The following is a 14,790-nucleotide window of genomic DNA, read 5'->3' as shown; positions in this document are numbered from 1 at the left end:
GCGTTGCATGATTTCATATCCTTACGCCTATGGTACGCAGAAGTCGAAAAACGCCCGATGCCGCGAACGATACTGTTGGCAACAATACTCTTGCCTTAACCACTCCCGTTTCGTACAATACAATTCTTCATCCCGACTGCGGGCAGTCTTTCCGCCACCGCTGCAGTTTCCGAAACCCGTTACACTTCACGACACATACAGGTTGTATCAGAGGACATCGGCATGATCGTCAAGGTGTTGACCGGAACCATCATCGGCATAGACTCCCATCCTGTCGAGGTGGAAATAGACACGGCCCTGGGGCTTCCGCAGTTTTCAACCGTGGGATTACCTGACACGGCGGTCAGAGAGAGCAGGGACCGGGTGAAATCGGCCGTCAGAAACTCGGGCTACTCCTTTCCGCGGCATAAGGTTACCGTTAATCTGGCCCCGGCAGACATCCGGAAAGAAGGGACCTCCTTCGATCTTCCCATCGCCGTGGGCATCCTCGCCGCGGAAGGCATTGTCGAAAGAGAACGATTACAGGAGTATCTTTTCATCGGGGAGTTGTCTCTCGACGGAAGCGTCAAGGAGGTGTGCGGGGCCCTGTCGGCGGCCCTCCAGGCGAAAGAAACGGGACTCCGGGGTATCGTGCTGCCCCGGCGTAACGCCCGCGAGGCGGCCTTGGTGGATTCCATCGAGGTTATTGCCGCGGACTATCTTTGCGAAGTGGTCGACTTTCTCAATGGAGCCGGATCGATCGCGCCCGTGGAAGCCGACATCCGTGATCTCTATTGCAGGAGCCTCGGTCATGAGTTCGATTTCAGCGACGTGAGCGGTCAGGCTCAGGCAAAGCGCGCCATGGAAGTGGCCGCCGCCGGATCCCATAATATTCTCATGATCGGTGCCGCCGGATCGGGAAAATCAATGCTTGCCCGGCGTCTGCCGACGATTCTTCCGGATCCGACCTTCGAAGAATCGGTGGAAACCACGAAGATACATTCTGTTGCCGGCATTCTGGACAGGGATGATCTCCTCCTGGTAACACGGCCCTTTCGGGCTCCCCATCATTCCATATCAGAAGCCGGCCTGGTAGGGGGAGGTACGATCCCCCGTCCGGGTGAGATCAGCCTGGCCCACAACGGGGTCCTTTTTCTCGACGAAATGGCCGAGTTCAGGCGAAACACCCTGGAGGTTCTGAGGCAGCCCCTCGAGGATGGAAGGGTCACGATCAGCCGTTCATCGGCCACAGCGACCTATCCGGCGCGGTTCATGCTCGTGGCGGCCATGAATCCCTGCCCCTGTGGTTACCTGAGCGATCCCCGTCACGTCTGCAGATGTACGCCTCTGCGGGTCCGTCACTACCGTTCAAAATTGTCGGGTCCCCTGCTGGACAGGATTGACATTCACGTGGACGTTCCCTCGCTGCGCTACAGCGACCTGGCTCGAGTCGTCCCGGGAGAATCATCGGCACAGATAAAAGAGCGGGTCGATGAAGCCCGGCGTATTCAGAAGGAGCGTTTCGGTGACGGCACATCCTGCAATGCCCGCATGACGGTCCGGGACATGAGAGACTATTGTCGCGTTGACGGGCGAGGACGGGCCTTGATCGAAATGGCCATGGACACGCTGGGATTGAGCGCCCGGGGCTACACAAAAATTCTCAAAGTTGCCAGGACTATTGCCGACCTCGCGGGAGAAACCACAATCGAGGCCCATCACCTTTCCGAGGCCATTCAGTACAGAACGCTTGATCGAACGGTTATTTAGTGCTAAAAAACCAAGGCTGCGGTCCTGACAGCTTTCGAGGCTTTCCATGCCCGACGAGATACCGGGCAACTGAAAAAGGAGAGGAAAAGCGCCAATGGCAATGACTATCACCATGCGTCCCGCTGCACCGGGGTTGATGAAAACAAAACCTGCCGACGAATCGTCCCTCGGATTCGGAAAAATATTCACCGACCACATGTTTGTCATGCACTACGCGACGGGTGTGGGGTGGCATGACGCATCGATAGTACCCTACGGTCCCTTCACTCTCGATCCGGCCTCCATGTGCTTCCATTACGGGCAGGAAATTTTCGAAGGCATGAAAGCCTACCGGGGAAAGGACGGGAGCATTTATCTCTTTCGGCCCATGGAAAATGTAAAGAGGATGAACGTCTCTGCCGAACGTCTCTGTATGCCTCCGGTCGATCCCGATATCTTCATGGAGGCTCTGCGTGAGCTGGTTCTCCTGGAGAAGGACTGGATTCCCGGGGGGCGGGGCACATCGCTGTATATCAGGCCCACCATGATCGCCACGGAAGTCGCCCTGGGCGTTCACGCCGCGAATGCCTACATATTCTATATTATTCTCTGTCCCGTGGGCGCCTATTACCCCGAGGGGTTCAGTCCCACGAAAATTTACGTGAGCGACACCTGCGTGAGGGCCTGTCCCGGAGGCGTCGGGTACTGCAAGGCGGCCGGAAATTACGCGGCAAGCCTCTATGCCGGCCAAGAGGCGAGCGAGAAGGGATACACCCAGGTTCTCTGGCTCGATGCCCTGACCCGTTCACGTCCCGAAGAGGTGGGGACGAGCAACATTTTCTTCGTTCTGGGCGATACCCTGGTGACGCCCCCCCTGTCGGGGAGTATTCTTCCCGGTGTGACGCGCGACTCAATCCTGCAACTTGCCCGTTCCTGGGGCGTGGCCGTGGAGGAGCGCCAGGTGTCCATGGACGAACTCATGGAAGCTCTGTCCGGGGGAATGCTGAAAGAGGTTTTCGCGTCGGGAACGGCGGCCGTTGTCTCTCCCGTGGGGTTGATATGCTACAAGGGAGCAGAATATTCCATCAACGGCGGCTCCGCCGGTCCTCTGACGGTGAAGCTCTATGATACGATTCTCGGCATTCAGTATGGTGAAGGGGAGGACCCCTTCCGATGGCGGGTCAGGATAGGGCCCTAGGTTTCAGCAATGATGGTGGATTCGTGAAATGGTACCGGGCTTCCTCTGCACCGGAGCCGGATGCCTGATTGCGCTCCCTCCTTCGTCACTGCGGCGTACCGTACAGTACGCATCGAGACCTTTCATTGTGTCATTTCGAGGAGCGAAGCGACGAGAAATCCTGATGATTGCCGTTAGTGAAAGATTTCTCCCTACGGTCGAAATGACAAAAATGGCTGGTATTCAATAAAGCTCTCCTTGTCATTTCGAGGAGCGTCTTAAGGTCCGTCATTTCGAGGAGCGAAGCGACGAGAAATCCCTGTCCCGGGCAAAGCGAGGGATCTTTCAGACTTCTCACATGCGTTCGAAGTGACGGAAGAACGTTCGAAGTGACAGGGGAACGTTCGAAGTGACCTTTAAAAATGTCATTTCGAGGAGCGTCTTAAGGTCCGTCATTTCGAGGAGCGAAGCGACGAGAAATCTTTCCTTGATATCGAAATGACACAATCGATAGTTTTTTAAGGTCTCGCATCATTCCTTAAGGATGTGCGCGCCGTGCCTCAGGGAGCTTTTTACAAAGCCGTTCTCTGTCAGATGTTTTTCGACATGTTACGAGGGCGTCAATGATGATTGCGAGATTACTGGCATCGATGCTGGCGGCGATGCTGATTCATGCGTCGCCGGGCCAGGCGGCAGCGTCCCCGGAAGACCTCGATCTCGGCGAGGTGGTGGCGAAAGTCCAGGATCGCTACGATGGCATTGAAGATATTCAGGCAGCCTTTGTTCACTGTATCCCCGTGGATCTCACGGGTACGACCATTGTTGAAAAAGGCATGTTCTACTTCAGGAAGCCCGTGAATCTGCGCTGGGAGTACAGCGATCCGCCGGGCAAGTTGATGGTGATCGATCCCGAGGTTCTGTGGTTTTACCTGCCCGAGGAAAACATGCTCTACCGCCAGAAAACCCGGTCGGCCCTGGAATCGCAGCCCGCGGCCCGGTTTCTCACGGGTCTTCAGCACATGGACCGCGATTTTCATGTATCCCTTGCCGACCCGTCACGGGACAGTGAAGGAAACTACCTCCTCGAGTTGAAGCCGAGGGGACCATCGGCAGGCTTCGAAAGCCTTGTCCTGTCGATCGACGGCGGTACTTTCCTGCTGTCAGGCTATACCCTGACCGACATGTACGGGACGACAAACCGATATTCTTTCACCAATCTTTCAATAAACGGGGGGCTTCCCGACGGGCTGTTCCATTTCGACCCGCCGCCCGGAGTTCCTGTTGAAACCCTGCAGTGAAGGGAGTCCCGCCTTTGTCGGGGCACGAACCTGACGCTAGCGGTTTCGGAAAAAAAACAACACCAGCGAAATCAAAATGCTGATGACCACACAGGTTGCGAGGGGGAAATACACGGTTCCGTAACGGCCTTTGAACAGGATGTCCCCGGGCAGTCTTCCGATCCAGGGGATTTTCCCGCCGTATGCCGACAGGACGCCGATGACGGCGACAACCAGGCCGAGGGTAATGAGCAGTTTTCCATAGGGTGTAAGGTCCATGGCGCCTCCGATCAGATCCTCGTTACAACACCCCCCGCCTTCCCGCCGGTGACACACTCCAGGAACATCTCTCCCAGGATGCTTGACTCGGCCACCACTCTTCGCCATTGCTTGATGCGCGTCGACGGGTCTCCGGCAAAAATCCTGAAATCACGGCGGTCGGGAATTCGTCCCTCCGGCAGCCGCTCGACGAACTCCTTCGTGGGAGAGACCACCAGCAGGTTCGCGGTCCATGATTCCGGCAGCGAACGCCAGGGGGTGTACCGATCGAGCCAGGCGGGAATCTGCCGTTCCTGGTGGTGAAAAAGAAGAACCACGTCCTTGTTGTTCTTCGCGTAGTCCATGTTTCCGTGATAATCGACCAGCCCTCCGTCTCTGTAGACACCGTGGGGGGCTCCGTAAATGTTCCTGACGCCCGATACCGCCAGAGGTACCGCTGATGACGCGAGGAGGGCCGGCTTGAAATTGGCCTCGTTCAGGGGAATCGAAGTCCCGGTGAAATCCGGTTTCAGACAGAAGGGGGGAGGGGTATATCCGCTGTAGAACACGGTGGGGTCGAAAAACAATGACAGCAGAGAAGAGCTCGCAATGTTGAGAATGCCGGCGGCAAGAATTCCCGATGCCTGGAACAGCCTGGTTTCTGACGAAGTCACATGCCTGGCCAGGGCTGTTGTTATGGCGATGCGAAAGGTGCTGTGTGCCAGGGCGGAGTGCAGCGCGTCATCCTCGACAAAACTGTCAATGACGTCGGCGAGGGCCTTCCGGATACTCGTCGGGGTATCCTCGCGGGTGAAGGTCATCCGGATGTAGGAGTCAATCAGGTGCTCATAGGCTGCCACAGACTCGGGCTGAACCCATGCGGCAAAGCGCAGGGCACCGGCCGAAGATCCGGCAAGCGTGACGGGGTGGCGGGTTCCCAGGACCCCGGCCTTCAGGAGTGCCAGGTCAAAACCACTGGCCAGGAACCACCGGGGGCCCACGGCCGGCCCCACCACGGTGGAAACATGGTCAAACGTCAGCTCGCCGTCGCGTATCATCTCGTAGATGTTTGAACCGGCACGAATGGTAAGGTCCCGCATATTTTCTTTCAATCCTTTGAATCCCGGCGGCCTCGAAAAAGTCACAATCAAGCATCCGGCACCATTTTACGAATCTTGACAGGTAGGTTCATATACTATACAGTTCGCTATCTCAATGAAAAAGGCCTGTTCGAGAGCATCGGCCCTTCAAAAAACCTGCCGCGAGGATGGGTATGTCAAATATATCGGGACCAGTCATGGAGCTTGCGTCTGACGCGAAAAAGGCCGCCCGGGTCATTGCGTCGCTTTCTTCGGAAACCAAGAACAGGGCACTGATCGCCATGGCCGAGAGGCTCATCGAGGCAATGCCCCGTCTTATCGCTGAAAACGGGAAAGACCTGGGAAAAGCCCGGGAAGCAGGCCTGTCGGATCCCATGATCGACAGGCTGCGCCTGACGGAAGAATCCATCGACGCCATGGCGGTGGGACTGCGGGAAGTGGCGGCACTGCCCGATCCCGTTGGTGTTGTAACCTCCATGTGGAAGCGGCCGAACGGGCTCCAGGTGGGTCGCATGCGGATTCCCCTGGGTGTGATCGGCATCATCTACGAATCCCGGCCCAACGTCACCGCCGACGCGGCGGCCCTCTGCCTGAAATCGGGTAACAGCGTCATTCTTCGGGGAGGATCCGAGGCTTTTCATTCAAATTGCGCCATAACGGCCATACTCCAGGAGGCCTTGAAATCCACCGGAATTCCCGTGACGGCCGTTCAGACCCTGCCGACCACGGACCGATCCGCCGTTGAGGAGCTTCTGACGCTGGAAGACTACATTGATCTGATCATTCCCCGGGGCGGAGAAGACCTCATCAGGACCGTGGTTCGCCTTTCGCGGATACCGGTGATCAAGCACTACAAGGGTGTCTGTCATGTCTTTGTGGACGCCGCCGCCGATCCCGAAATGGCCGTCGACATCTGCCTCAACGCGAAGGTCCAGCGGCCCGGCGTCTGCAACGCCATGGAAACACTCCTTGTACACCGCGATATCGCGCAGTCCTTTCTTCCGAGAGTGGCGGAGAAACTGCACGCGGCCGGAGTCGTCCTTCGGGGCTGCGACAGGACCAGGACGATCCTTCCGGGTATCGAGGAGGCCACGGAAGAGGACTGGTATGAAGAGTATCTCGATCTTATCCTGGCTGTGAGGGTGGTGGATGACCTGGACATGGCCATGGACCATATCGCGTCCTACGGATCGCTTCACACGGAGTCTATCGTCACGGGCGATTATCAGAACGCCCGGCGTTTCGTCAATGAGGTCAATTCTTCAACGGTGCTGGCAAACGCCTCGACGCGATTCAGCGACGGCTTTCAACTGGGTCTCGGGGCGGAAATCGGCATCAGCACCACAAAGCTTCACGCCTTTGGACCCATGGGGCTTGAGGAGCTGACGACAACAAAATTCATCATCTACGGTGACGGACAACTGAGATCATGAAGGTGGGCCTTTTCGGCGGAAGTTTCGACCCGATTCACCTGGGACACTTGAGGTGCGCCGAAGAGCTTGTAGAACTGCTTGACCTCGATAAAATGATATTCATACCGGCGGCCCGGCAACCCCTCAAGGAGGAGCGATCCCTCCTCTCCTTCCACCATCGCGCCGCCATGGTGAGAATCGCCATCGCCGGCAATCCTTCCTTTGCCCTGTCTGAACGGGAGTACCGGCGGGAAGGTCCGTCCTATTCCATTGACACGGTGCGGGAGTTCGTCCGGGAGTATCCCGATGGAACGGAGTTCTGCTTCATCATGGGACAGGATGCCTTTCAGGACATAACCTGCTGGAAAGACTGGCGCGATCTGCTCCAGTGCTACAGTATCATCGTCATGACCCGGCCCGGCTCCGAAGAAAAAACCCTTCGGGACGTGCTGCCCGCCGACGATCGAGCCGATTTCTCCTATGACGCCGCCGATGAGTGTTACCGCGGGAACCGCGGCGGGGCCGTCTGCTTCAGGCGTCTCACCCTTCTGGACATATCGTCCACGGACATCAGGAGACGGTGTGCCGCCCGACGGTCGATCCGGTATCTCCTGCCCGACGGGGTTATGAGCTATATCGAATCCGGAGGATTGTACCGGTAACCCTTCAGGGACCGGCAAGGACGGGACGCAGAAACGTACCCGTGAGGGATTCGGGAGCACTCCGGATTTCCTCGGGGGTTCCCGAGGCAACGATGGCCCCTCCTCCCTGGCCTCCTTCGGGGCCCATGTCGATTATGTGATCGGCGCACTTGATGACGTCGAGATTGTGTTCTATCACTACCACCGTGTTCCCCCGGTCGACCAGTCTCTGGAGCACCGCCAGGAGCTTCTCGATATCGGCGATATGAAGCCCGATCGTGGGTTCGTCAAGAACATAAAGCGTACTGCGTGAGTTGCGCTTTGCCAGTTCGCGGGACAGTTTGATCCTCTGGGCCTCCCCTCCGGAAAGGGTTGTCGCCGACTGGCCGAGCCTGACGTAGCCGAGGCCCACCTGGGCGAGCAGCTTGAGTTTTGACCTGATGCGGGGGATGGCGTCGAAAAAATCCAATGCCTGGTCCACGGTCATGTCCAGGATATCGGCGATACTCTTCCCGCGGTACAGGATGTCCAGCGTATCCCTGTTGAAGCGCTTTCCACCGCAGACATCACAGGTTACATACACATCAGCCAGAAAGTGCATCTCGATCCGGGTCAGGCCGTCGCCCCGGCAGGCTTCGCAGCGGCCTCCCTTCACGTTGAAACTGAAGCGCCCCGGTTTGTAGCCCCGGGCATTCGATTCCGGAAGGCGACTGAAAAGTTCCCGGATGGGGGTAAAAACACCTGTGTAGGTTGCCGGGTTTGAGCGGGGCGTTCTGCCGATGGGCTGCTGATCCATCATGATGGTCCGCTCGATGCCGCCCGTATCGGCGAGGCGGGAAATCCTGCCCGTTCGGATCTTTTCCTTGTTCAGGCGGTTTCTCAAAACTTTGTAGAGTGTTTCGATCACCAGGGTGCTTTTGCCGGAACCGGAGACCCCGGTGACACAGGTGAACAGACCGCAGGGAATCACTATGTCGATTTTTCTGAGGTTGTTTTCTTCAGCTCCCTCGATGCGGATGAATCGATCCGGCAGGGACCGTCGTCTGTCCGGCAGAGGGATGAAAAGCTCGCCCGAAAGATATCTGCCCGTGAGAGATGTTCGCGATAAGCGGGCTTCTTCCGGCGTTCCCTGGAAGACGACATCGCCGCCTTCCAGGCCCGCGCCGGGCCCCATGTCTATGATGTGGTCCGAGGCGTTCATGACGGTGGCGTCATGCTCGACCACGAGGATGGTATTGCCCATGTCCCGCAGCCGCTTCAGCGTGTCCAGGAGACGGAGATTATCGCGGGGGTGGAGCCCTATGGTGGGTTCGTCAAGTACGTACAGGACTCCCACCAGTCCCGAACCTATCTGTGTGGCGAGCCGTATGCGCTGCCATTCACCGCCCGAGAGAGTTCCGGACGACCTGGCGAGGTTCAGGTAATCCATGCCCACATCCATGAGAAACCGCAATCGGGCTATGATTTCCTTGAGAATCGGTCCGGCTATGAGGGCCTGCTGTCCCCGAAGATCAAGGGATTCCATGAATTCCATGCATCTGCGGATCGATAGCAGGCAGACCTGGTAGATATTCATGCCCCCCACCAGGACGGAGAGGCTTTCCTGCTTCAGGCGGGCCCCTCCACAGGTGGGGCAATCGGTGACGTTCATGTACCGGGCGAAGTCGATCCGGGCATCCCGGGAGTCCGATTCGCGGTACCGCCGGTCCAGTGTCGGAATGACCCCTTCAAACGTCCTGCGGTAAAAATGCCTCCTTCCCTTCCGGTCGAAGTAGAATTCGATTGCTTCGTCGCCCGACCCGTAGAGAATGACATTCTGTATTGCTTCGGAAAGGCGGTTGAAAGGCCGGTTGACGTCGATGCCGTAGTGGGCGGAGAGTGCTTCCAGCATCTGGTAGAAGTACAGGGAGGTTCTCTTTTCCCAGGGCACGATGGCCCCTTCCCGGATGGAAAGGCCGGGGTCAGGTATGACCAGGTCGACGTCGAAAAAGAATTTCGTACCCAGGCCGTCACAGTCCGGGCAGGCCCCGTAGGGGGTGTTGAAGGAGAACACCCGGGGGGCAATTTCCGGAACGCTTATGCCGCAGACGTCGCAGGCGTAATGCTCGCTGAAGAGGAGATCGTCACGGTCGTCACCGTCGAAGGCCATCCGGACGACGCCTCCTGAAAGCCCCAGGGCCGTTTCCAGGGAGTCCCTGAGCCGTTTCCTCATCCCTTCCCGGACCACCAGACGGTCTACGACAACATCGATGTCATGCCGTTTGTTTTTGTCGAGGGCAATCTCATCGGAAAGATCGCGGAGGGTGCCGTCCAGGCGGACACGGGAGAATCCCTCCCTTCTCAGGCGCTCCAGTTCCCTGTGGAACTCCCCCTTTTTCCCCCGGACGAGCGGAGCGAGCACCTGCAGCCGGGTCGCCTCCGGCAGGGCCGTGACCTGCTCTATCATCATCTCAATTGTTTGTGACCGGATTTCACGACCGCACCGGGGGCAATGGGGAACACCCACGCGGGCGAAGAGGAGCCTCAGATAATCGTAGGTCTCCGTAACGGTTCCCACGGTGGATCGCGGGTTATGGCTTGCCGAACGCTGTTCTATGGCAATGGCCGGAGAAAGGCCCTCGATGGACTCCACGTCGGGCTTGTCCATCCGGCCGATAAACTGACGGGCGTAGGTGGACAGGGATTCCACGTATCGGCGCTGGCCCTCGGCGTAGATAGTATCGAATGCAAGGGAGGACTTCCCCGATCCACTGACCCCGGTGATTACCACCAGGTTGTCCCGGGGAATATGCAGGTCGATATTTTTAAGGTTATGCTGACAGGCCCCACGGACCACGATAGAATTCATTGTTTAAGACGAACGTTCCTTTTGATGGTTTTTCTTCAAGACCCGGCAAGAGGCTGGAATCATCCCCTATAACCGTACGTCGACGTAGGATTTTTCCTTCAGGTCTTCAAGCCATTCCTGGAACCGTTCTTCCATTCGTTTTTCGCCGATGGTGTCAATGATTTCCTGACGCACTTCCTCGAGCGGCTTCAGTCCTGATCCCCGCTTGTCCAGAACCCTGATGATATGAAATCCTGCGGGCGATTCGATGACGCCGCTTACCTCACCCCTGCCGAGAGCAAAGGCCACGCTTTCCACCTCCGGCAGGATCGTGCCCTTTTCTATGAAGCCCATGTCTCCGCCCGTGCGTGCCCGGGCACCCTGCGCGTACTGCCTGGCCAGGGTATCGAAGCTTTCTCCCCCCCCCGCCATGAGTTGCTCGTGTATAGCCTCGGCACGGGCCTTGAGCTCCTCCCTGGCGTCGTCGTCGCTCCCCCGGGGTACCTCCGTAAATATCTGCTGGATTCTCACCGCTCCCTTCCCTTCGTACAGGTCGCGGTGTTCTCTGTAGTAGGCGCCGATATCCTCTTCGCTGATGTGGACTTTCGCCCTGATTTCCCGGCCGATGAGCCGTGCCTTCATGATGTCGCGCCGCACCGATTCCCGGTATTCCTCAAAGCTTGAGTTCTCCCGGGAAAGCTCTGTAAGGAGGTCCCGTCTGGTCATGGCGCTTTCGGTGAGCGTCTCTTCGATATAGGAGTCCACGTCATCGTCCCGCACCACGATATTGAGCCGTTCAGCCTCCTGCTTCATGAGAAGCTCCCGGATCATGCGGTCGAGAATGAGGCGCCTGCCTTCCTGCATGACGCTCTCATCCTCCCTCGTTCGGGGATCCGCTTCGATCCGCTGAAGAAAGGGGGCGAAATGCCTGTTGAGCTCTTCCAGCGTAATGATGTCATTATTTACCACCGCCACAACCCGGTCCGTGTGGGCATAAAGCGGTGAGACAAGAAGGATCAACAGGGCTACGAGGAGAAAGCCTCCTACAGTACTGCTTGATTTCATTATTTATCTCCAGCGTGATGTGTCCTGTCGAAGGTAACAGAAGCACAATCTTTATTCAATAAAAAACATGGCCGTTCCCGGCGCAGGCGAAGATTCAGGGAACACTGCCTTCCGTAAGAAGGGATATAAGCTTCTCCGCTTCCCCCATGCGCCCGTCGTCATCGAGGCCGGGGATCGAGATGGAAAGACGGGAATCTGCCGTGAAACGCATGTCATCGCGGCGGCTCCTGGCGAGTTCGAGGATCGTCTCCGGAGGAACGGGGGTGTCCTTCGAGAAGGCTATGGTCAGGTACCTGCCGTCATAGCCGAGTTCAAGAGCCCTGATTGCCCTGAGGCGGATCCTGATGGAGATGAGACGAAGCAGGTTCTTCACGGCCCGGGGCACCGGCCCGTAACGATCGGCCAGTTCTTCCCGCAGCTCGGACAATTCCTCAGTCGATGCCGCCATGGAGGCCTTCTTGTAGATGACCAGACGGTTGTGGGTGTCCGTGACGTACTCGTCGGGGATGAAGGCGGGTATTCCCAGGCGTATCTCCGGTTGGGCCGATCGATCTTCACGTTTTTCCCCCCGGAGCTCCATGATCGCCTTTTCCATCATCTCCGTATAGAGTTCGTACCCCACGGCAGACACGTGCCCCGACTGGGACACGCCCAGGATATTACCGGCTCCCCGTATTTCCAGATCGTGGGCGGCCACCTTGAATCCCGATCCGGGAGTGGTAAACTCCTGGGCCACGCGAAGGCGCTTCCGGGCGTCCTTGGTAAGCACGGCCCCTCGGGGGATGAGCAGGTAAGCGGCGGCGCTTTCCCGGGACCGCCCCACACGGCCGCGGAGCTGGTAGAGCTGTGACAGGCCGAACCGGTCGGCCCGGTTGATTATAATGGTATTGACCGTCGGCATGTCCACGCCTGAGCCGACGATGGTCGTACAGACCAGGACATCAACGGCACGGTTGAGAAAACCGATCATGACGTCCTCGAGTTCCCCCGTCTTCATCCGGCCGTGGGCCACGGCGACCCCGGCATCCGGGACAATACGCCGTATCGTCCGGGCGATTCCCTCGATGGACCGGATCCGATCGTGGATGAAAAAAACCTGTCCCCCCCGTTCCAGTTCCTCGGTGATGGCGTCCCGAATCAGATCTTCATCGAATTCGGCCACGTACACCCGCACGGCCTGGCGTCCCTCGGGCGGGGTGTCGATTGTCGACAGGTCCCGCAGGCCGACCAGCGAAAGCTGGAGGGTTCGCGGGATCGGCGTCGCCGTCAGCGTCAGTACATCCACGCGGGTTCTCAACTTTTTGAGTTTCTCCTTGTGGGTGACGCCGAAGCGCTGTTCCTCGTCGATAATGACCAGCCCGAGATTTCGAAATGACACGTCTTTCTGCAAGAGCCGGTGAGTGCCGATGACAATATCCACCAGCCCCTTGTTGATGTCCTCCACGATGGCCGCCTGCTCCTTCCTTGTCCTGAAACGGTTGAGGACCTCCACGCGCACGGGCCAGTCGGCAAAACGGGCCCTGAACGTACGGAAGTGCTGTTCCGCCAGGATTGTGGTGGGAACCAGCAGGGCCACCTGGGTTCCGTCCATGGCGGCCCTGAAAGAAGCTCTCAAGGCCGCCTCTGTCTTGCCGAACCCCGCGTCGCCGCAGACGAGACGGTCCATGGGTTTCGGGTCCGTCATGTCCTGGTTGATATCGTCGATGGTCCGGGCCTGGTCGGGTGTCTCTTCGTGTTCGAAGGATGCGGCGAATTCGTCAAAGATTTGTTCATTCATGGAGAAGCTGTGCCCCTCCGTTATCTCCCGGGCGGCATAGAGCGCCACCAGGTCCTCGGCGATCTTTCGCACCGATTCCCCGACCCGTTTTTTGACCGTTTCCCAGGAAGTACCTCCCAGGCGGTCCGTGGGAGGGGTAAAGCCGTCGGGACCCACGTAACGCTGAATCTGGTCGAGGCGGTCCACGGGAAGGTACAACTTGTCGCCGCCCTGATACTCGAGGAGAATGAAATCGCTGTCGATTCCCGCCGCTGACAGCCGCTCGAGACCTCGGTACAGTCCGATTCCATGATCCATGTGAACGATGGAGTCGCCTTCCTTCAACTCACCGAAGGATTTCAGGAAATACCCTTCCCGCGAGAAAGCTCTCCTGCGTCGCCGTATTTTTTTTCCGAAAAGATCCTCCTGACACACACAGGAAAGCTTCAGGGGACCGTACAGGAATCCCTCCGAGATCCTGCCGGCCTTCAGCAGGAGCGTTCCGATACCGCTGAACCGCTCCAGGTCGGACGGGAAGGGCCGCCGCGATTCTTCCACCGGAAGGCCGTAGCTTTCGAAAAGATGGCTGACGCGGGGAATGTCGTCTTCGGCACAGAGAAAGACCGTCAGGATGCCTTCCTTCATCCGGGTTCGCACCTGCTCGGCGAAGGAGGTCAGGGGGCCACCGTCGGTGTCATCCTTTATCACTGTCGGGTTGATGCCGCTTTGCGGTTCCGTGGAAAAGACGAACCGCCGGTCTTCCCGACGATCCTGAAATTCGTCGAACAGGAGATGCCGCAGCCCCACGGATCGTCGTCTCACCTGATCCAGAGAGGCGAAGAGCGAATTCCTGTCGAGATAGAACCGCTCTTCCTCGAGAGCTTTTCCGATAAAGCCTTCGATCCGGTCGTTCATGGCGTGTTCCGTAGCCTCGATGCCTGCGCGATCCAGGAAGGCCATGACACCCTTTCCCGGAAGATAATCGACGATGGTTTCCGGTCCGTCACCACCGATTTCCCCTGATGGGGTTTCATCGTAGAAGAGAGGGAGGAACTGCGCGGCCGCGGCCGGCAGGATGCCGTTTTCAATGAAGTCCGCCAGAGCGTCCCGGCGGGCTTTCGGAAGGTCAAGCCCGGCGGCCCGGATTCTCAAGTTATGAAGCGCCCGTGCCTTCGATTCCCCTGTGATGACTATTTCTCCGGCCGGGGCCAGGATGAAGGAGGATACTTCTTTGAGGGACCGTTGCGTTTCAGGGTTGAATTGCCGGATCGATTCAATATCGTCACCAAAAAACTCGATTCTCACGGGGCTGTCCTCGGCGGGCGAGTATATATCGGCAATGAATCCCCGCAGGCTGAATTCGCCGGGCTCTTCGACGAGAGAAACCCGCTGGTATCCTCCGGCGATGAGCTTTTCCTCCAGCCTTTCCCGCTCACGGCGGTCTCCGGGAGAGATCATTTCCAGGTAGTCACCCAGCACCTCCATGGGCATGACCCGTTGAAGGAGAGCCTCCGTGGAGGCAACGACCACCATGGGTTTTCCAGCCAGA

The 14,790-nt window shown here is 58.0% G+C and carries 10 protein-coding genes; 5 read left to right on the top strand and 5 right to left on the bottom strand.

Annotation, left to right across the window (positions count from 1 at the left end; all coding sequences use genetic code 11):
* The first annotated feature begins 222 nt into the window (after positions 1-222).
* The 3 genes from M0Q23_07220 (at position 223) to M0Q23_07210 (ending at position 4,203) form a co-directional block, all read left to right on the top strand.
* A complete protein-coding gene (locus M0Q23_07220; GenBank protein ID MCK9528414.1) occupies positions 223-1,749 on the top strand; it encodes a YifB family Mg chelatase-like AAA ATPase in 1,527 nt (508 codons plus the stop codon).
* Between the two features lie 94 nt (positions 1,750-1,843).
* Complete coding sequence (locus M0Q23_07215; protein MCK9528413.1) at positions 1,844-2,926, top strand: branched-chain amino acid aminotransferase; 1,083 nt, start codon at positions 1,844-1,846, stop codon at positions 2,924-2,926.
* Between the two features lie 605 nt (positions 2,927-3,531).
* Positions 3,532-4,203: an outer membrane lipoprotein carrier protein LolA gene (locus tag M0Q23_07210; GenBank protein MCK9528412.1), complete on the top strand. Its 672-nt coding sequence runs from the start codon at positions 3,532-3,534 to the stop codon at positions 4,201-4,203.
* Between the two features lie 36 nt (positions 4,204-4,239).
* Here M0Q23_07210 and M0Q23_07205 read toward each other — a convergent pair whose 3' ends face one another.
* Entirely contained in the window at positions 4,240-4,461 is a 222-nt protein-coding gene (locus tag M0Q23_07205; protein ID MCK9528411.1) for a DUF2905 domain-containing protein, read from the bottom strand.
* A gap of 11 nt (positions 4,462-4,472) precedes the next feature.
* Complete coding sequence (locus M0Q23_07200; GenBank protein ID MCK9528410.1) at positions 4,473-5,552, bottom strand: hypothetical protein; 1,080 nt, start codon at positions 5,550-5,552, stop codon at positions 4,473-4,475.
* Between the two features lie 161 nt (positions 5,553-5,713).
* Here M0Q23_07200 and M0Q23_07195 point away from each other — a divergent pair, with 161 nt between their 5' ends.
* Together M0Q23_07195 and nadD are read left to right on the top strand one after the other, a co-directional pair.
* A complete protein-coding gene (locus M0Q23_07195) occupies positions 5,714-6,973 on the top strand; it encodes a glutamate-5-semialdehyde dehydrogenase (GenBank protein MCK9528409.1) in 1,260 nt (419 codons plus the stop codon).
* On the top strand, positions 6,970-7,614 hold the full coding sequence (gene nadD / locus M0Q23_07190) for a nicotinate-nucleotide adenylyltransferase (GenBank protein MCK9528408.1): 645 nt from the start codon (positions 6,970-6,972) through the stop codon (positions 7,612-7,614). Before M0Q23_07195 ends, nadD begins: the two co-directional genes overlap by 4 nt.
* Positions 7,615-7,618: 4 nt before the next feature.
* On the opposite strand, the gene uvrA is transcribed toward nadD, so the two are convergent.
* From uvrA to mfd, 3 genes are all read right to left on the bottom strand, one after another.
* The gene (gene uvrA, locus M0Q23_07185) at positions 7,619-10,441 is read right to left on the bottom strand and encodes an excinuclease ABC subunit UvrA (GenBank protein ID MCK9528407.1); all 2,823 of its coding nucleotides are present in this window, start codon (positions 10,439-10,441) and stop codon (positions 7,619-7,621) included.
* A 66-nt stretch (positions 10,442-10,507) separates the two neighbouring features.
* Complete coding sequence (locus M0Q23_07180; protein ID MCK9528406.1) at positions 10,508-11,485, bottom strand: peptidylprolyl isomerase; 978 nt, start codon at positions 11,483-11,485, stop codon at positions 10,508-10,510.
* 94 nt (positions 11,486-11,579) lie between these two features.
* Positions 11,580-14,790, bottom strand: a 3,211-nt coding sequence (gene mfd / locus M0Q23_07175) for a transcription-repair coupling factor (GenBank protein MCK9528405.1), incomplete at its 5' end; no start/stop codon positions are given.

The sequence above is a fragment of the Syntrophales bacterium genome, assembly GCA_023228425.1.
GTDB lineage: Bacteria > Desulfobacterota > Syntrophia > Syntrophales > UBA2210 > MLS-D.
Note: the sequence above shows the minus strand (reverse complement) of the source record. Positions and strands in the feature narration are given on the sequence as shown.